The organism is Paenibacillus mendelii, from assembly GCF_024498075.1.
GTDB classification, from domain to species: Bacteria; Bacillota; Bacilli; order Paenibacillales; family Paenibacillaceae; genus Paenibacillus_Z; species Paenibacillus_Z mendelii.
The window spans coordinates 763,515-782,574 of the sequence record NZ_JANHOF010000002.1 but is presented as its reverse complement, the minus strand read 5'-3'; the positions used below and the strand labels follow the sequence as shown (position 1 = coordinate 782,574).

Genomic DNA, 19,060 nt, shown 5'->3' with positions numbered 1-19,060 from the left:
TGAAGCGGTTGGTCAAAATGGTGCGATTCCAAGTTGGCGCCATCTTACTCAGCGTATCATAGGCGCACATGTAACGTGCCTTATGGTTCATTAGCAGCTCCTGCCCACAGAGTCCGCGTAAGTATGCCCCCTGACACACTCAGCCGCTTGACCCGGTCAAGAGCCTGCAGGGTGGGGCAATCGACGCAGGCAGCGCCTATACAGCTGCTGTCTCGCCCCAGCCCGCATAAGTATGCCCCGCCCCAGCCCGCATAAGTATGCCCCGCCCCACCTCAGCCGTCTGACCCGGCCGATTACCTGCAGGGTGGGCACTCGATGCGGGCAGCTCCTATAAGCTGCTGTCTCGCCCCAGCCCGCGTAAATATGTCCCGCCCCACCTCAGCCGCCTGACCCGGCCGAGTGCCTGCAGGGTGGGGCGCGTAAGTATACCCCGCCTGACACACTCAGCCGCTTGACCCGGTCAAGAGCCTGCAGGGTGGGGCAATCGACGCAGGCAGCCGCCTATAAGCTGCTGTCTCGCCCCAGCCCGCGTAAGTATGCCCGCCCCACACTTAGCCGCCTCAGCGGCCGAGTGCTTGGAGGATGGGCTCGTAGATGCCGTGCAGCAGCCCGTAAAGCAGCGCCCCGATGCCTGCGCCGACTAAGGAGCCGTTGATCCGGATCCGGCTCAGATCCTCGCCTACTTTATCTTCGATAAAGGAGATTAACCGCTTCTCTGTGAACGCATCCAGCGTGTCACGGACAATCTGGCCGATTAGACGGTGCTCGGTATCGATCACCTTATTCAGAAAGAGCTTGATATACCGTTCGATCCACGCTTTCTTGCTCTCATCCTGCTTGAATTGCTCCCAGTAGTCTTCAATGAAGCTCCCTACCCAATTCCGTAATCCGGCTAGTCCCGAATTATTGTCCTCATTAGCTGCCGTATCATCTTCCGGCAGCGTGTTCAGCGATGCAAGCAGCGCCTCAATGGAAGGCGCGAACGAAATGCGTTCCAGCACCTCCTGCTTCCACGATTCCACCGTTGCCGTTAGGTCGGGCCGCTGACCCAGGTCAGCCGCTAACCTGTGCAGCATCTCGATGAGCAGAAGCCTCAGCTCATGATCATGGCTGCGCAGATCGTTCACGAACTGAACGAGATCGCGTGACAACACCTCGGCTGCATCGTCCAGATTAAGGGCATCGGATTCTTCTGCGAAGATGGAAGCTGCTTTTTTTAAGAAACGGGTAAATGCGTTGCCTTGACTCAACTGCTTCTCTTGCTCATTACGTAGCAGCTGCAGAATGAGCTCCTTGGTTGCTGGCGTATCTGTCCGTAGAGCGATCTCTTCCACAATCCGGTCCAGCCAGACATGAATCTTCCCGTGCTCGAGAATCGCATTTAACGCTTTGCCGGCATAGGGCGTAATATCCTTGTTCGCCAGCAGCAGCTTCAGTCGTTCGTCCCAGTCTCCCGAGGTTTTGGAGAAATCCAGCTGCTTTAGCAGACCAGCCATCCACTTCCAGCCCTGCTTGGCCAACGTTCCTCTGGGAAACCTGTCATCCAGCCACTCAATGACCGTATTCATAATCGAGGCTTCCTCGAGCTTCTCCTTCAGCTTGCTCGGCGGAAGCAGCTGCGTTTCTACCATCGTGACGACGCCATCGATAAGTTTAACGCGGTTGCGAGGGACAATGGCCGTATGCTTGCCCGGAATGCCAAGCGGGTGCCGGAACAAGGCGGTGACGGCATACCAGTCTGCTAAACCGCCAACCAAGCCCGCCTCCGTCATATAGAACAGCAGCCGCGTCCACCACACCTCCGGATAGAGATGAAGAGCAAAGGCAGATGCGACGAAGCAGAGGGCGACAGCAAGCAGTATAAGATCGGCTCTTCGTTTATTTGTCATGTGTCCATCACCTGCCTATCCAGAAAGTCGCCAAGTACAAGACGATTCCGATTAATCCACCAACGAAGGTTCCGTTGAGGCGAATAAACTGGAGATCATGGCCTGCCTTATCATGGACGAATTGTACAAGCTGTTCTTCCGAGAAGGCGTTGAGGCCATCGCGTACCAGCTTGCCGATGCTGCTATGCTGTCGCTCAATCCATACGAGAACATTCTTCTTAATTAAAGCGTCCAGCCGGTCAATGGCAGCCTCGTTCGAATCGAGCTTACCGATCATGGAGTGAATGCTCTGCTGCAGCCATGGAAACAAAGCGGAACCATCCGGTTGTTCGGCGGCCCTCTGACGATACGCCTGAATCCAATCTTCCAAATAGGCTCCCAAATCAAGCTGTTCTCTCAATAAGGCGAGAAGGGTAAGCTTCCCTTCTTCCACACGGGCGCGAAGTGCTTCATCGTCCCGAAGACGCTGGACAAAGGAGGCAGCCTGTTCCTTCAGCTTCTGGTGATTAGGATGCTCTGGAGATAGCAGCTCGAGAAGCAGGAGAGAAAGCTTCTCCTGCACCATCTTGCTCAGGTTATCCCCGCTGATTCCGGCTACCGAATTTACAAATTTGCGGTTTGTGCGGCCGTTCTCATACGTTTCAATGGCAGAGTTAATGATCCGCTCCGCCAGTTCGCGAAATTCTTCAGTTTTGACGAGACGTATGAGCTCATGCACGAAGAACTCGATCAGTTTATCGTCATATCCGTTACGAATCGTCCATTCCCCGATATCGGCGAGCAAATCGGAGATTTGCAGCTCACCGGCTTGATCGAGCAGAAAGTTCTGCACGCTGTCCGCCAATTCCCGAACATCGACCGTATGAAGCACATCGGACGCGAAGCGCTGAACCAGCCGCTCCATATCCTGCTCGCCGCCTCGCTCCTTGAGGTAGGTCATGAGCAGGGAGGCGACATGGTAGTTGCCGAGCTTGCGTTGAATATTCGGAATGGACAGCAGCTCATGCTGTACCATCGAGACGATTTCATTCACAAGACGTTCGCGGTTTCTTGGAATAATCCGCGTTCCCATGAAGCGCGGCCAAGGTATGCGCAGCGGGTGGCGGAATAGCGCGCTAACCGCAAACGTATCTGCAATGCCGCCGATAGTTGCGGCGCTCAAGCCGGAGAAGAATAACCCTCCGATAAATGATTGCTGGAAGGGATAAACAGCCAATGTTCCCAGGAAGGACACCACGAGCGAGGCGTCCGCAAAGTTTTTCACGTTTTCTTTTTTCATCGGATTACCCCTTGTTAGTTCTATTTCTATATTCTGCTTTATTGTATGTAATTAAACAAGCCGACGCCTGTCGGTAACAGGGGCGTCAGCTTGTAAAGTGATTCCTATGAAGGACTGCATGCTTCCATTCACCATCAGCCTTCGAGGGGCTTGCCTCTGCCCATTAGCTGCTCCATATGGCGGTGACGGACGATTTCCTGCAGAATCTCTTGCTCAATGACGGCGTTGTACTGCCTAATCATCCCCTGCAGCAGGAATAAATCTACGATGACCCAGATGAACAGGGCAATAGCCGGAAGAACGAATAAGAGCATGGATATAATCGTCAGCACATCGGATTCCAGCGCAGAGGAGACGGCAGAGAACACATAGAAGAAAGTAGCGACAATGAAGAGAATAAGCTGAATAGCGCCGGAGCCCTTCTTCTTCAAATAAAACCGGTGGAGGCCAAGATGACCGCCAAGAAGCATGAAATAGGCGATTGCGGTAGATTTCTCAGCCGATCTCATCTCGGATGATAACACCATTAGCTCGTTCAATGATAAGTCTTGCTTATTGAGCATATGTGATGCTCCTATCGATTCATCGCGTTATGAAAATGTTTCTGCGACATAATTTCGTTCATGACCTGTGCTTCAACGTTGCGGTTATGCTCTTTAACCCATGTATGAAGGAGGAAAGCGTCGACAAGCAACCAGATGCCGGTCACGATCATGCCGATGACGGTGATCGACAGAATCAATTGAGCGACGGCTGAGCCCGTCTTCTTCATGTAGAAACGGTGTCCGCCGAAAAGTCCGAGGAAGTACCAGAGAATATAGGCCACAACCATGTTCTTGCCGTTGTTCTTTACTTCTTGCTCGAGGATGAGAAGCTCTCGAGCGTCAAGCTGACTCTTCATTGCGATATTGTAGCTCATAGTAGGGGAACAGTCTCCTTTGTGCCATGAAATGTCCACATTTGCGTTTCTAGTATAATGGAACCAAACCGTTTCGACAACACTTATTTCCATAAGCTTGGGCCATTAGGAGGAGTCGTTCAACCAAAGAATGCGGTTCATTCGACATTATTCAGCGTTGACAGAGGGTACTGATCATGAGAAAATGTACGCGTGTACATTACAACGATTAACGAATGTTTTTCATGCTTCTATAATGGATGATTTGGAGGAAGGACTTATTCGCAGAAAAGCAGTCGCTCAGCTCGCGGGAGTTTCAGAAGCAACCGTATCACGTGTTTTGAACGGTGTCGGACCGGTAAAGGAAGAGACGCGCAAAAGGGTTATGGAGGCAGCAAAGCAGCTGAACTATGTACCCAGTGCGCTTGCTCAACAATTTGCCCGGCAGAAGAGCGGAAACCTGGGCGTTATTCTGCCTCTGCTCCCGAAGGTGAATGTGTTCTCCACGTACTACTTCTCCGAGATTCTGAGTGGAATCGGCCATACGGCCAAACAGAGCGGTTACGACCTGCTCATGCTGTTCCGGGAACCGGGCGAACCGCGGGAATATGCCCACTTGTTTCGCACGCAGAAGATCGACGCTTGCATTATCCTCGGCGCGCAGAATATCCCTTCTGACTATGATGCGCTAAAGGAGCTTCAGAGAGAAGGCCATCCATTCTGTCTCATTAATCAGCAGTACGAAGGAGCGCCCTTCAACACCGTTGACGCTGATCACCGGATGGGTAGCTACGACGCAACCGTTCACTTAATGAAGCAGGGCTGTCAACGCATATGGTTTTTGAACGGTCCATCAGCATTCTCTAATAGTCTGGATCGGCTCGAAGGCTACTGCCAAGCGCTTGAGACGGCAGGCGAGCCTTTTGACCCAAACCGGGTATTAGTTGGCAATTACAGCAGAAAGAGCGGTTACGAGAGTGCGGATATTATGGCGGAGCTCATTCGAACGGGTCAAGCGGATGCGGTTATCGCGGCCAATGACCGGATGGCCATAGGTCTGCTGCAAGGGTTGAAGGAGAGAGGACTCATAGCGGGTGAAGATTATGCGCTTGTTGGATGCGACGATTCCGACGGGGCACGTCTGACCGATCCCCCGCTCACGTCTATCGCTGTGCCGTTCTATGAGGCGGGCTGCGAGGCGACCTCGCGGATGTTAGAGGCACTGACGGAGCCTGTACTGACTGCTCCGTTCACCGCCAAGCTGCCCGTTCGCCTTGTGGTACGAGCATCCTCTCAGGTGTGAGTTGTTATAGGTTAGGTGCAGTGGCAGCAGAAACAGAAGCTTTACCTATCTGATCGTAAAAGGTGGAATCGGCAATGGACAATGTACGAATCGGCATGGTCGGTTATAAATTCATGGGAAAGGCGCACAGCAATGCATACCGTGCGCTGCCTATGTTCTTCCCGCAAGTGAAGAGACCCGAGATGAAGGCGATCTGCGGGCGTGATCCTCAGGGTGTTGAGCAAGCGCGTGCACAATTCGGATGGGAGAGCGCGGAGACGGATTGGCGGAATCTCATCGAACGTGATGATATCGACCTCATCGACATCAACGCTCCAAGCGATGCGCATAAGGAAATTGCGCTGGCCGCCGCGGCAGCCGGCAAGCATATTTTCTGCGAGAAGCCGCTGGCCCTCTCTTATGCGGATTCCGTCGAGATGCTCCAAGCCGCCGAGAAGGCCGGAGTGAAGCATATGGTCGGCTTTAATTACCGGTTTGCGCCTGCGGTGCATCTGGCAAAGAAGCTTGTTTCTGAAGGACGAATCGGCACGATTAATCATTTTCGCGGCTTATTCCTGCAGGATTGGATTGTCGACCCGAGCTTTCCGCTCGTATGGCGGCTGCAGAAGGAAATCGCCGGCTCCGGCGCGCATGGCGATATCGGGGCACATGTGATTGACATGGCCCGCTTCCTGGTTGGCGAGTTCGATGAAGTTATTGGAATGAGTGAAACGTTCGTCAAGGATCGTCCGCTCCCTTCCTCAATGACGGGATTGAGTGCCAAAGGGGACATGAATGCCCCTCGTGGTCCAGTAACGGTGGATGATGCGACGCTGTTCCTGGCGCGTTTCAAGAGCGGCGCCCTTGGGAGCATCGAAGCTACGCGCTTCGCGCCGGGACATCGCTGTACGAACTCATTCGAAATCAATGGGAGCAAGGGCAGCATCAAGTTCGACTTCGAGCGCGTGAATGAGCTTGAGGTGTACTTTACCGATGACGCGGATGACGTACAAGGCTTCCGCCGCGTGCTCACAACGGACCCGTCGCATGCTTATATGGATGCCTGGTGGCCGCCAGGCCATACGATTGGCTACGAGCATACGTTTACGCATGAGGTGCACGAGCTTATGCTGGCTATCGCCGAGGACAGGCAGCCGGTACCGAATTTTGCCGATGGGGTTCAGTGTCAGGCTGTTCTCGAGGCTGTGGAGATGTCCATTCAAGAACGCCGCTGGGTTTCCCTCAGTGAGCTTCGTTAAACATTAATCTGAGAAGGGCGATGCTAAAGAATGAAACAAGCACTGATTGTTTGGGGTGGATGGGACGGCCATCAGCCGGAGGAAGTGGCGGCGGTTTTTGAGAAAACGCTGCGCAAGGAAAATTTCGACGTAACGGTCTCCAGTACACTGGCGACCTATAGCGACAAGGAGCTCATGGCACAGCTCGATCTGATCGTGCCGGTATGGACGATGGGCACGATTGAGCAGGATCAGCTTCGTACTCTGCTCGATACGGTGAAAGCCGGCTGCGGAATTGCGGGCTGCCATGGCGGGATGGGGGATTCCTTCCGCAACGATGTCGACTATCAATTCATGGTTGGGGGGCAATGGGTCGCGCATCCGGGCAATGACGGGGTCCGTTATGACGTGAATATGACCGATGCCGAGGATCCGTTGACAAAGGGGATCGGCGATTTCGAAGTCCGCTCGGAGCAATATTACATGCATGTCGATCCCGCGATTCAAGTACATGCCACCACCATCTTCGGTAACGTGAAAATGCCGGTCGTCTGGACCAAGACATGGGGACAAGGCCGCGTGTATTACAATTCGCTTGGGCATCAGGCGAATATTGTGGAGATGCCGCAAACCCTCGAATTAATGCGACGCGGATTCTTATGGGCGGCAAGAGGATAACTCGAAGCCTGTCAGTGATGTGCAGTCAATCAATAAGCAGCAGTCACGTATTCGTTCAAATCTTGCAGGAAGACGGAGGGACATTATCCCATGAAGCCTATTAAAACCGGTATTATTGGCTGTGGTAATATTAGCCGCATTTATTTTACGAACTTACAGAAATATCCGGAAATCGATCTTGTAGCCGCGGCGGATTTGGATATTGAACGTGCGCAGCAGCGTGCTGAGGAGTTTGGTATCCCCAAAGCCTACACGGTTGAGCAACTGCTGGCCGATCCGGAAATTGAGATTGTCGTTAATCTGACTTTTCCGAAGGCGCATGCTTCCGTTTGCTTGCAAGCGCTTGAAGCAGGAAAGCATGTATACGTTGAGAAGCCGATCGTGGTCACCCGTGAGGAAGGGCAGCAGGTCTTAAAGCTGGCAGCTGAGAAGGGGCTTCGCGTCGCGAGCGCACCGGAAACCTTTCTCGGAGGCGGTATTCAAACCTGCCGTAAGCTGATCGACGAGGGAGCCATTGGCCAGCCGGTGTCGGTAACGGGCTTTATGCTTTGCGGCGGCCATGAGAGCTGGCATCCGGATCCGGAGTTTTATTATGAAATCGGCGGCGGCCCGATGTTCGATATGGGTCCCTACTATTTAACGGCTTTCGTGACACTGCTGGGACCGATCCGCAGGGTAACGGGATCGGCAGTCGTCACTTATCCGGAGCGGACGATTACGAGTGAGAAGAAGCGCGGCAAGACGATCACGGTCGAGACACCGACGCATATTGCAGGTGTATTGGATTTCCATAGCGGCGCTGTAGGAACGCTTCTCACAAGCTTTGATACGATGGCAGGGACCTCCCTGCCGAATATCGAGATTCATGGCAGCGCAGGGACCTTGCTTGTTCCGGATCCCAACGGCTTCGGCGGCGTAGTTAAGCTCCGCCGTCATGGCGGGGATTGGGAGGAGATTCCGCTTACTCATGGTTATACCGACAACAATCGTGGAATCGGGGTAGCCGATATGGCGCGCGCCATTGCCGAAGGCGGACAGCACCGCGCCAACGGAGAGATGGCGTATCATGTGCTGGAAGCGATGCACGGCTTCCACGACGCCTCACGGGACGGTAAGCATTACGTCATGGCAAGCACATGCGAGCGGCCTGAACCGATGCCGGCATTGGAATCGGAGCATCAATAATACACGTTTTGTCCATAAGAATGAAAGTATCGGAATAAACAGCTTGCCCAGGAGGGTAAGCTGTTTTTGTTATGGATTTCGTTTACAATAAAGAGAAAGACTAGAATACGGGTGGGACATGGCAATGAAGCAAGTTATCCGAGGGGGATCTATCGTTCTGGAGGATCGTGTGGTTCAGGGGGATCTGCATCTTGAGAATGGCATCATTAGCAGGATCGTTACTGATCGTGCTGCAGATGGGGTGGAGCTGGAGGGAGCGGATATAGAGGACGCAAGAGGGTGTTACGTGCTGCCCGGCCTGATCGATTTGCACTGCGATGCTATTGAGAAGGAGGTTCAGCCGCGGCCGAATACATTATTCCCGCTATCAATGGCATTTCTGGAATTTGAACGCAAGCTGCCGCATCATGGCATCACCTCCATGTATCATTCGCTATCGCTTGGCGTCGGTCTAAGCTTGCGCGGCACGCATCTGTTAACCGAGCTGGTTGAGCTTATTCACGCGTATCGGGACAAACGCGCGGTCGTTCGCAACGGCATTCACCTGCGCTATGAGGTTACGCACTTGGACGCCTTACCGCTTGTAGAACGCTACGTACGGGAAGGGCTCATTGACTATTTATCGTTCATGGATCATTCACCTGGACAAGGGCAGTATCGCAAATCCGGTTCCTTCGAGCGATATGTGATGAAGAATCAAGGGATTGATATCCAGGCGGTACGGACAATCGTTACCGAGCTTGGTGAGCGAAGACAACTCGTCGATTGGGAGAGGCTCGAGAAGCTCGGCCATATGGCTGCGGCTCTTGGCATCGCAGTAGCTTCACACGACGACGATACACCCGAAAGAGCGGAGCGTTCCAGACGTCTTGGCTGTACGGTATCGGAATTTCCGATCACGCTCGAGACAGCCAGATATGCGGCAAGGCGGGGCATGTATGTATGCGTGGGAGCGCCCAATGTCGTGCGCGGCATCTCCCACGATTCCAATTTGCGGGCAGCCGATGCGATTGCTGCTGGCGCCGCCAATATTCTCTGTTCGGACTACCATCCGTCCTCACTGCTGACGTCTTTGTTCAAGCTAGTGGACGATCGGATTCTGTCACTGCCTGAAGCGGTGCGAATGGCTACACTCTATCCGGCAGCGGTACTCGGGATTGAAGGGCGATTGGGTACTATCGCCGAAGGGAAAGCGGCAGACCTTATTATTGTGGATCGCTATGAGAAACATCCATGGGTAACGCATGCTTTTGTTGGCGGAATGTTGGTATATGCTGGCGGAGTGCGTTAGCTTGGACTTGGCGGGGCGGATTCGCCGCCTTGCAGATGACTGTGCAGAGCATTCACCATTTTGTTCTGATCCGGTCCTGAGCTGTGCTGCCAGATGATCTCAAACAACACGCCAAGCCCAGGCAGAGTACGTTCATCATTGCCGATGGAATCTTCAATGACCTCCGTGAGCTCAATGCCGGATTTATTCTGTACGCGCTGAATGATTGCCTGCCGCAAATCGAGATTGTTCAACTAAAATCCCTCCATCACACGTTTTTCGCGTTTAATATGTCCCCGCTGTCCGTCATTCATCCCGTATAGCGGGAGCGAAAGTGCATGCGGAAATTATGGTATAATAACAAAGTTGCGAATAACCAAGAAAGGATGTGCGCCCCATGAGGAAAATGCAGTATGTAGTCATCGGAATGGGACGTTTCGGCTCGAGCGTGGCCACAGCTTTATCCAACCTTGGCTTCGAGGTGCTGGCGATCGATTCGGACGAGCAGAAGATTCAAGAGATCGCCAATATCGTCACACATGCGGTATCGGCCGATACCACGGACGAGGAAGCGCTTCGCGCGCTTGGGGTGCGGAATTTCGATGTCGTCGTTGTCGCGATCGGAGCGGATATTCAAGCAAGTATCCTCACGACGCTCATATTGAAGGAGCTCGGCGTACCGAGGCTGATTGTCAAAGCGCAGAATGAGCTTCATGGCAAGGTGCTAAGCAAGATCGGAGCGGATAAAGTTGTCTTCCCCGAACGTGATATGGGACTGCGTGTCGCGCATCATTTGATCTCACCCAACATACTCGATTATATCGAGCTTTCAGACGATTACAGCATTCTGGAAATTAAAGCGCCTGCCCAAGTAGTCGGCAAAAACTTGAAGCAGCTCGATATTCGTGCGCGATTCAAATGCAATGTCCTGGCCATCAAAACAGGTGATAAAATGAATATCTCCCCGTATGCGGAGGATATCATCCATGAGAATGATACCCTCGTTATTGTTGGCAAAAACGAGGATTTGTCTAATTTAGAAATAACTTATGCGGAAGGCTGAACATATATCGTGCGTAATCATCGTATCCTAACCTTAACCTCCGTCCAGAATGAGAAAGTAAAGGCGTTTGCTTCTCTATTGGAGAAGAAGCATCGCGACCGCAGCGGTAAATTCCTGATTGAGGGGGTTCATTTGGTGCAGGAAGCGCTTCTTGCGGGTGCGGCCGTGGAGACGGTCGTATTCGATGCTGAGCGCGGCATACCGAATGAACTGGAGGATCTGCTTGCGGAGTCAAGCTGCGAGCTGGTGGAAGCATCGCCCTCGGTTATGGCTAAATGCACAGCTACGGACACGCCTCCGCCTGTGTTCGGCATCGTAGCCAAGCCGGATGTAGACAGGCAGACTTTGTACGGGGAGGATTCATTGGTCGTTGTCTTGGACGGGGTTCGCGATCCGGGCAACGTCGGCACGATTATCAGGAGCGCGGATGCCGTCGGTGCGGATGCGGTCATTCTTGGCAGGGGCTGCGTGGATCTGTACAACCCGAAGACGGTACGCTCGACCATGGGCTCCTTGTTCCATCTGCCCATTATGGAAGGCGATCTGGCCGAGCTGCTGCCAGAAGCGAAGCAGCATGGCATTCGGCTGATCGGGACAAGCCTGCAGGCATCGGATACCTGTTACAGCTATGATTGGCGCGGGGCAGCCTGGCTGCTGCTCGGCAATGAGTCAAGCGGCTTGTCAGATCAGACGCTCGTGCAAGTTGATGACAGCATAATCATCCCGATGCACGGGCGCTCGGAATCGCTCAACGTCGCCATGGCGGCAACGGTAGTGCTGTATGAAGCGCTTCGCCAGCGGCGTTATCTATCTTGAGCGCCGTCTGCCACGTAACCATCAAAAACTCGTCCTAACACCATTACTTATAGCAAGTTTAACAAGCTGGCCTTCTAACGGGTAGGTCATGTCGGCAGATTCATACTTATGCAGCAATACCCGATTATCAACAAAAAGCGGCGATGCAGGAGCAACTCCCTCATCGCCGCTTTTTCGTATAAATAACCGGGCCGCTACTCTGATATTTCCAGCAAAGTCGAACTTGGCGTGTTCGTTTTCTTGGTTTGGCGCTTCTCAATCCATTCCCCGACCCAAACAAATAGGTTGGTTACCATAAATGAAAAAAGAACAAAGGTATAGAGCCCGGCTCCAATCGCAATTCCTATGCCGCCTGCATAAAAAATCATAGCGGCAGACGTTAAGCCGATCACTCTCGCCCCATCCTTCAAAATAACTCCTGCGCCTATGAAGCCTAGTCCAGTAACAATCTGAGCGGCTAAACGCATGGGATCCATCATCGTGTGCTCTCTTACACCGGCGTACAGAAGGACACTTTGAATCGAGACGATCGTGATGAGCGTAGATGCCGTAGCGACATACATGTAGGTTTTTACTCCTGCCGGTTTATGCTTATGCGTGCGGTTTAGTCCTATGAAAAACCCAAGCAAAGCGCTTATAAATATACGCAGCAGCCATTCAAAATCCTGAAAGGTTGAGCTCAGCCAGTTATCAATAATATTCATCGCTATGTGATCTGGATTTGTATCTTCAGCTGGCTGGAGTCAGCGCCCTCTGCCAGCAGCGCAGGTACCTCATCCAGTGAAAGTACGCTCGTAATCAAGTGTTCCAACTGGACCCGACGCTCCTTCACCCAATTCAATGCCGGATAGAAGGTATGGTTGATGGCCATGGAGCCGATTAAGGTCCAATCCTTCTGATAAAGATCGAACGGGCTCAAGGAGATTTTGCTGTCTTGTGCAGTTACGCCGAATTGCAAGTATTTCCCTGTAGGTCCGAGATAACGGAGGGCCTGTTCAATGACGGCAGGGATGCCTGTGGCGTCAACGACAACATCGAAGCCGCGGGGATAGTGCTCGGCGCCCAATTGCTGTTCAATTTCATGGCTCAGGACAGTCTTGGTCGCACCCCATTGCTTCGCAAGCTGGAGCTTGTCAGGGGCTAGATCGACAACGACAAGCTCGGATGCTCCAGCATGCGCGAGCGATTGGATGAGCTGCTGTCCCATTGCGCCTGCACCAAATATGAGCGTACGGTCGCCTACATTTAATTTCAGCCGGTTCATCGCATAAACGACACACGCCATAGGCTCAATAAATGCGCCTACGCCATAGCTCATGGAATCAGGAATGCGAAATACATTGCTTGCGGGAACAACGACATATTCAGCCATTGCGCCATTTTGCGTAACGCCAGTTGCCTGCCATTGATCACAATGATTACCGCGATTCGTTAAACAGTACTCACATTTCCCGCAAAAGATATTTGGCTCCGCGGTTACGCGGTCTCCCGCTGCATGGCCCTCAACTCCTTCGCCAATTTCATGAATGCTGCCTGAAAACTCATGTCCGGGAATAATCGGGTAGCTGGATAGATACTCTCCCTTAAAGATGTGAACGTCGGTACCGCAGATGCCTGCCCGTTCAACCTTTATCGTAACTTCTCCCTTGCCGGGCGCGGGATATGGAACCTCCTTGATGGAAGCTTGAAAAGGGGCGTCTATCACTAAGGCTTTCATATGTTTCAATGCTTTCAACCTCCTCATTAAGATATTGTAAATTAACTGTACAACAGGCAAGGAGCTCAAAGTAAGCATTTTAGACTAACCTATTTATCCTGTTGAACCTTATAAGAAGTAGAAATGCGAGATAAACGTACAGTGACGCCGTACTTTTGAATGATTTGAATGGATAGAATGTCTGAAACCTCTTGCCCTATACTAGGAATGAAGATGAAAACAGAGGATGGGAGGAAGGAAGATGAAGCTAGGCGCCATTGAAGGCGGCGGCACGAAGTTTATTTGCGGTATTGGAAGCGCTGACGGCCATCTGCTGGATTCCATTTCGATTCCGACAACGACACCCGAGCAAACGTTAGGACATGTCATGCAGTATTTTGCTCAATTTGACGTTCAATCAATTGGCTTCGGCAGCTTCGGACCCGTTGGGACAGATCCCAACAAATCCAATTATGGCCAAATGTTGAATACACCTAAGCCTCATTGGGCCGGGTTTCCTATGTTATCCTATCTCAAGACGCAATTGCAAATGCCGATTGTGGTCGATACAGATGTGAATATGGCGGCTCTGGGCGAGGCTACCTGGGGAGCTGCGGTTGGCCTCGATAGCTGTTTATATATGACAGTCGGGACGGGCATTGGAGCAGGCGCGATCATGAAGGGCAGAATTGTACACGGCTTCGCCCATACGGAGATGGGACATTTGCTGATTCGCAAGCATCGGGAGGACACCTTCAATGGCAATTGCCCCTTTCACACCGATTGCCTGGAAGGCTTGGCGGCCGGTCCTGCGATCGAAGCGAGAAGCGGGAGAAAGGGCGCGCTGCTGGATCGGGAAGATCAGCTGTGGGAATTGGAGGCTTACTATTTGGCTCAGGCTCTCGTTAACATCGCTCTAGTCTTAATGCCGAAAAAAGTCATTATGGGCGGCGGCGTTATGAATCAGACGCAATTATTCCCTTACATTCGCGAGCAGGTGAAGCATCTGATGCAAGATTATTTGGAGCTCCCGGAGGACTGGATCGTTCCTCCCGGACTGGGGAAGTTCTCAGCTTTGAAGGGTGCTCTAGTGCAGGCAAGAATGAACGTATAACGAATAATAGAAGGAGAAGGTGAGAATCGATATGCCCATGATGAAAGCGGCCGTCCTAGAAAGCCCAGGTCATATGAAGGTGAAGGAGGTGCCGGTTCCTTCGCTGAAGCCGGACGAAGCATTAGTGAAAGTGATGTGTATCGGCATTTGCGGTTCAGATGTCCATTATTACGAGCATGGAAAAATTGGGCGTTATGAGGTGAAGGAGCCCCTTATTCTTGGTCATGAGCTTGCCGGTGTTGTAGCTGAGGTCGGCGAAGCGGTAAAGCATCTTCGTGTTGGAGACCGTGTAGCCGTTGAGCCTGGGGTAGCATGCGGACGCTGCGAATACTGCAAAGGCGGGCGTTATAACCTTTGCCCGGATGTTGTGTTTATGGCTACGCCTCCCATTAATGGCGCATGGGCGGAATATGCGGCCATCCGGTCGGATTTTCTGTTTCCGATACCGGATGAAATGAGCTTTGAGGAAGGAGCTCTCCTGGAGCCCTTATCCGTTGGCTTCCATGCGATGCATCGTGCCGGAGTTCAGCCGCATGATCGCGTGCTTGTTACCGGGCTGGGCCCGATTGGTCAGATGGCGGTAGTCGCCGCTCGTTTATTCGGTGTGACTGAGGTGTATGGCAGCGATGTTGTCGAATATCGGAGAGATCTTGCGAAATCAATGGGAATTACAGATGTGTGCGACCCCATGACAGCGTCTCTTCAACACCAAGTCAGCGCTTGGACAGAAGGCAAGGGGGTCGATGTCCTGATTGAGACATCAGGCAACGCCGGCGTCATTACCGCTTCGACCGCTCATATCAAGAGAGGCGGCAAAATCGTGTTCATCGGGCTGCCTGCCGCCGCCAGCGTCGGAATGAATGTGAATGAAATCATTGATGGAGAGCTTGATGTTCTTGGCGTTTTCCGGTATGCCAATACGTATCCTGCTGCGATACGGGCGCTGCGGTCATCTAAGGTGCGAATCGAAGATACGATCACCCATAAATATAAGCTGGACGATATTCAAGAGGCGCTGGATGTCTCGATTCATCACAAAAACAGCAGCATGAAGATCATGATTTACCCAAACTAATGATCCGGAAATGAGGAGAAAGCATTGATTAAAGGCGTTATTTTCGATTTTGATGGATTGATTATTGATACCGAAAGCGCTTGGTTTGAAGCGATTGGAGAGATTTATAATGAGCATGGCGCATATCTTCCATTAGAGACGTGGACGAAATGCGTAGGGACCAGTCATGATGCATTTGATCCGTATTTGCACCTGGCAGAGATCGCAGACCGACCGGTCAATATAGAGGAGATTAAGAAGACTGCCTTAGTCAAGCATGATTATCTCATGCAGCGGCGTGTGTTAAGGCCTGGTGTGTTGGACTATTTAAACGAAGCACAGCAATTGGGCCTCCGAATCGGCATTGCCTCCAGCTCGCATCTTGCCTGGGTGCAGCGATTCGTAGATTTGTTCGATATTGCAGGCTATTTCTCTTGTATCCGAACAGCAGACTTTGTGCAGAAGGTAAAGCCGGATCCGGAGCTCTATCTGCAAGCGCTGGCTGCGCTGGAATTGAAGCCGGAGGAGGCGGTCTGCTTCGAAGACTCTCCGAATGGAGCCAAAGCCGCGCATGCAGCAGGCTTGAATGTCGTTATTGTACCCAATGCCATTACGGAAGGATTAACATTCGGTCCGCATAAGCTGCGCATGAATTCGATGGAGGAACGGTCTCTGGCTGAGGTAATCGCGTTTGTAACTTCGAAATAATAGAAAATAAAGGATGTGCCGCATGCTTAACTGATGCGGCACATCCTTTTATATAGGGACCCGTGTATTTAAGCTTGATTATCGAGCGCAGTTGAGCTAAGCAGCTTGTTATGAAGATTCTCAACCTCTCGGCGGATGCGAATCCCTTGCTCCCAAGAGTCAATGCGCGAGAGGGTCTGCTGCAGCTGCTGCACGGCTTCCGTAATTTTCCCCTTGCTGCAGAGCAGCTGCGCTTTCGCAAACTGGTAGTAGATCAATTCGATTTGATTCGCGTTATGCTCGTAATACAGCAATTGATTGAACGCGTTCTCGGCTTTCTCGAATTGCCGGCAGTTTAAATAGGCAACGCCAAGGAAATAGAAGGATTCGATCGACATTTCTCCGCCATAAATGGCACTGACCCGATGTGCTTCCTCCAATACTTCGCTCGCCAGCTCATACTTCTCTTCAAGCATCGCAATATTACCTTGAATTAATAAGGTTCGATGGAAGATGACCGGCGATGCTTCGATCGACAAGGTCTGCCGAATATATTCGCTCGCATGGCCGATATCGTTCTTGGCTACATAATAGCGGGCTATGGATTGATAGGCAAGAGAAAGCAAATCATGGTATTCCGTCTTCTGGGATGGAACCACATCATGCTGCTTTTCTTCCAGAATTGCCAGACTCCTATGAATTTGCTGAAGTCCAAGCTCCATGTCGCCGAGCTCAAAGCAAGCCCAACCGATCGTATCAATTCGAAATAATGTTTCGAGAAGCCATTGCTGTTCCTCGCTTGCTGCAGCCGCCGCCTTCAATCCATACTCAATGCGAAGCGGGAGGCTGACTCGACTGAGAAAGTGTGATAGACGAAGCATCAATTCGATCAAGACGGCCGGATGCTTCCGCTCTACGGTCCATTGAAGCAGCTTGAATAAATTGGGCCACTCTTTCTTAACAAGCGTGAGATCGGCGCCAGGCAGGCATTTCCAATAAGGATGAGTCAGTTCTTCATGCTGCAGCTGCCGGTCTACGAACGCAATATAATAGCTTCCCCACCGGTTCTCTGCCTCTATTCGAAACGGTTGATTCTCCTGAAGCTTCTGCTCTCCATACGCGATAACAGTCTGATGCGCGCGATAATAGAGCCCGCTCTCGAATCGCTCCGTTGCGATTAGCGTGTAGGCTCTCATCTGATCGATGGCAAGGTGGAATCTGCGGCGGTCTAAGCCGGCTGCTGCCGCCAAACTATATTCATCAGGCGGAGTATGAAAGAAGCTGAGAACCATCCATACCTTCTGTACATCCTCCAGGCAGCGATTCCACGTATGACCGAACAAGTAATCAAATATAGAGGTAAGCGAATAGCTGGCCGATCGAATCTCCTCAATTAAGATCTCTAGAGGCACCGCATCGTCAGCGATATAAGCGATGCTCAAGGCCAGCGCTTTCGGATTTCCCGCCGTAACCTCCACCAGTTCCATTAATGTGTCCTGATCGCTTCCAAGGACGCCTGCAAGATGTTTTTTCTTGGATTCATCATGTGTCGTGGACAGATGGTACTGCGTTTCCTGCGCGAGATAATGCAGGGCGTCCTCCTTATCCAGGCCATCCACTTGAATGACGAAGAGATCGCGCGAGCTTTGCTGGTAGAGCTGCTGCTCATGCTCACGGGAGGTTAGAATGACTTTCACCTTTTGCGGCAAATTGGACAAGAAGGACAGGATGTCGAGATTGCTTGCATCGATATTATCGACAATGATTAAGATTTGTCCGTTTAACGATGAGGTTGCCAGCGCATTTCTCACGATGAACTGCTTTTCATTGATTGCGTGCCCCAGCAGCTCCACACGGCCCAGCTGATAGGCGATCGTATCTAAAAAGTAATTAAAGCTCATCCCTTTTAAATCAGCGCTAACCCATATGATGCTGGCAAAGCGGGGCCAATACGATCCGATTCTGGCAGCTTCTCCTCTAGCCTCTCCAAGACATGCATAAGCGGATTCCAGAATAAGCGTGCTTTTTCCCATACCGCCCCAGCCTGTTATCAGACACATCGGAGACGCTGAATGCATCCATTTGTTTAGAAGCTCAAGCTTCATTCTTCTCCCTACAAAAATATTCGCCCATCGGGTAGGCAAATTATGCGCTGCATGATGTAGGAGCAGATTGATTCCTATATTCGAAGCTGAAGGCTCGGAATCGGCCGCAGGAAGCGTTTCTTGGTCGAACATCCGATTGACGAGCCATTCGATATCGCTTTCATCCGGCGAGCCGAAGGTTTGATTATCCAACTGCAGCTTTGCTTTCGTCATGCAGGCTTTAATCCAAGGGGGCGAAGGCGGATCCAGCACCGGGATGGAGGTCGTTTTTAGAATGTCTATAAACCAAGAGACCTGCATATCGCTATGCTTCAGAATGAGCCAGAGAATCGCGAACAGCTTGCCGTCTTCGATCCTGCTTGGCACATATTTATGGCCCATTTGCCCAATCCAGCTCTTAAGTGTATTCGGTGATATGCCTAATTGATTGGCGATTTTATCTATATAGGATTCAGAGAAATGCTGTCCGCTGGATTGCAGCTCTCTCTTTTTTCTCTTTGTTTTGTAATCGGGGTGTGACTTTAATGAAGCTACTCCTGAATAGAGCAGCTCAGCGAATAAGCTTTGGTTTTCCAGTTCTGCCATTCAGAATCCCCTCCAAACCATCTAATGGTTTCATCATAGCGAACCGCGGCTGGCTTTGTACAGACAGTGCCAGATAAATTATACATCCATGCTGTACATTTAAACAGTCGCACAAGATAGAAGTAACAGCGCCGTTAGTCGTAAGATGTGAGAGTAAGAGCAGGGTGCATATTACATTCAGGAAATACATGTAAAGGAATCGCGTTACGAATTAGGAAATA

Annotated in this window: 18 protein-coding genes; 10 read left to right on the top strand and 8 right to left on the bottom strand. The window is 51.6% G+C overall.

All coding sequences use genetic code 11. The features are described from left to right. Positions 1-560: 560 nt before the first annotated feature. The 4 genes from NNL21_RS10775 to NNL21_RS10760 all read right to left on the bottom strand — a co-directional run bounded on the left by NNL21_RS10775 (position 561) and on the right by NNL21_RS10760 (position 4,087). Positions 561-1,889, bottom strand: a complete 1,329-nt coding sequence (locus tag NNL21_RS10775) for a DUF445 domain-containing protein (protein ID WP_204816874.1) — start codon at positions 1,887-1,889, stop codon at positions 561-563. Positions 1,890-1,896: 7 nt separating this feature from the next. Then, positions 1,897-3,168, bottom strand: a complete 1,272-nt coding sequence (locus NNL21_RS10770) for a DUF445 domain-containing protein (protein ID WP_204816876.1) — start codon at positions 3,166-3,168, stop codon at positions 1,897-1,899. A 134-nt stretch (positions 3,169-3,302) separates the two neighbouring features. Then, positions 3,303-3,731: an NINE protein gene (locus tag NNL21_RS10765; protein WP_204816878.1), complete on the bottom strand. Its 429-nt coding sequence runs from the start codon at positions 3,729-3,731 to the stop codon at positions 3,303-3,305. An 11-nt stretch (positions 3,732-3,742) separates the two neighbouring features. Next, positions 3,743-4,087: a TM2 domain-containing protein gene (locus NNL21_RS10760; RefSeq protein ID WP_204816880.1), complete on the bottom strand. Its 345-nt coding sequence runs from the start codon at positions 4,085-4,087 to the stop codon at positions 3,743-3,745. Positions 4,088-4,322: 235 nt separating this feature from the next. On the opposite strand from NNL21_RS10760, the gene NNL21_RS10755 reads away from it, so the two are divergent. The 5 genes from NNL21_RS10755 to NNL21_RS10735 all read left to right on the top strand — a co-directional run bounded on the left by NNL21_RS10755 (position 4,323) and on the right by NNL21_RS10735 (position 9,740). Further along, a complete protein-coding gene (locus NNL21_RS10755; protein WP_204817912.1) occupies positions 4,323-5,369 on the top strand; it encodes a LacI family DNA-binding transcriptional regulator in 1,047 nt (348 codons plus the stop codon). Between the two features lie 74 nt (positions 5,370-5,443). Then, positions 5,444-6,607: a Gfo/Idh/MocA family protein gene (locus NNL21_RS10750; RefSeq protein WP_204816882.1), complete on the top strand. Its 1,164-nt coding sequence runs from the start codon at positions 5,444-5,446 to the stop codon at positions 6,605-6,607. A gap of 30 nt (positions 6,608-6,637) precedes the next feature. Continuing rightward, on the top strand, positions 6,638-7,264 hold the full coding sequence (locus NNL21_RS10745) for a ThuA domain-containing protein (protein WP_204816884.1): 627 nt from the start codon (positions 6,638-6,640) through the stop codon (positions 7,262-7,264). A gap of 90 nt (positions 7,265-7,354) precedes the next feature. Continuing rightward, positions 7,355-8,449, top strand: a complete 1,095-nt coding sequence (locus NNL21_RS10740) for a Gfo/Idh/MocA family protein (protein WP_204816886.1) — start codon at positions 7,355-7,357, stop codon at positions 8,447-8,449. Between the two features lie 124 nt (positions 8,450-8,573). Next, positions 8,574-9,740 carry an alpha-D-ribose 1-methylphosphonate 5-triphosphate diphosphatase gene (locus NNL21_RS10735; RefSeq protein ID WP_256555155.1) on the top strand — a complete coding sequence of 389 codons (1,167 nt, stop codon included), beginning with the start codon at positions 8,574-8,576 and terminating at the stop codon, positions 9,738-9,740. On the opposite strand, the gene sspI is transcribed toward NNL21_RS10735, so the two are convergent. Then, a complete protein-coding gene (gene sspI / locus NNL21_RS10730) occupies positions 9,737-9,973 on the bottom strand; it encodes a small acid-soluble spore protein SspI (RefSeq protein WP_204816890.1) in 237 nt (78 codons plus the stop codon). The genes NNL21_RS10735 and sspI overlap by 4 nt on opposite strands. 143 nt (positions 9,974-10,116) lie before the next feature. Here sspI and NNL21_RS10725 point away from each other — a divergent pair, with 143 nt between their 5' ends. Beyond that, a complete protein-coding gene (locus NNL21_RS10725) occupies positions 10,117-10,782 on the top strand; it encodes a potassium channel family protein (protein WP_204816892.1) in 666 nt (221 codons plus the stop codon). 9 nt (positions 10,783-10,791) lie between these two features. Continuing rightward, positions 10,792-11,598: a TrmH family RNA methyltransferase gene (locus NNL21_RS10720; protein WP_204816893.1), complete on the top strand. Its 807-nt coding sequence runs from the start codon at positions 10,792-10,794 to the stop codon at positions 11,596-11,598. Between the two features lie 194 nt (positions 11,599-11,792). Here NNL21_RS10720 and NNL21_RS10715 read toward each other — a convergent pair whose 3' ends face one another. Both NNL21_RS10715 and NNL21_RS10710 read right to left on the bottom strand, forming a co-directional pair. Beyond that, the gene (locus NNL21_RS10715; RefSeq protein WP_204816896.1) at positions 11,793-12,302 is read right to left on the bottom strand and encodes an MgtC/SapB family protein; all 510 of its coding nucleotides are present in this window, start codon (positions 12,300-12,302) and stop codon (positions 11,793-11,795) included. 2 nt (positions 12,303-12,304) lie between these two features. Beyond that, the gene (locus tag NNL21_RS10710) at positions 12,305-13,315 is read right to left on the bottom strand and encodes a zinc-dependent alcohol dehydrogenase family protein (protein WP_204817913.1); all 1,011 of its coding nucleotides are present in this window, start codon (positions 13,313-13,315) and stop codon (positions 12,305-12,307) included. A gap of 241 nt (positions 13,316-13,556) precedes the next feature. Between NNL21_RS10710 and NNL21_RS10705 the strand changes: the two genes are divergently transcribed. The 3 genes from NNL21_RS10705 to NNL21_RS10695 are packed head-to-tail and all read left to right on the top strand — an operon-like array spanning position 13,557 to position 16,170. After that, positions 13,557-14,408 carry an ROK family protein gene (locus NNL21_RS10705; protein ID WP_204816898.1) on the top strand — a complete coding sequence of 284 codons (852 nt, stop codon included), beginning with the start codon at positions 13,557-13,559 and terminating at the stop codon, positions 14,406-14,408. Positions 14,409-14,427: 19 nt separating this feature from the next. Further along, positions 14,428-15,483, top strand: a complete 1,056-nt coding sequence (locus NNL21_RS10700) for an NAD(P)-dependent alcohol dehydrogenase (RefSeq protein WP_309145320.1) — start codon at positions 14,428-14,430, stop codon at positions 15,481-15,483. 24 nt (positions 15,484-15,507) lie between these two features. Then, complete coding sequence (locus NNL21_RS10695; protein ID WP_204816900.1) at positions 15,508-16,170, top strand: HAD family hydrolase; 663 nt, start codon at positions 15,508-15,510, stop codon at positions 16,168-16,170. A gap of 68 nt (positions 16,171-16,238) precedes the next feature. Here NNL21_RS10695 and NNL21_RS10690 read toward each other — a convergent pair whose 3' ends face one another. Next, a complete protein-coding gene (locus tag NNL21_RS10690) occupies positions 16,239-18,839 on the bottom strand; it encodes a tetratricopeptide repeat protein (RefSeq protein ID WP_204816903.1) in 2,601 nt (866 codons plus the stop codon). Positions 18,840-19,060: the final 221 nt, after the last annotated feature.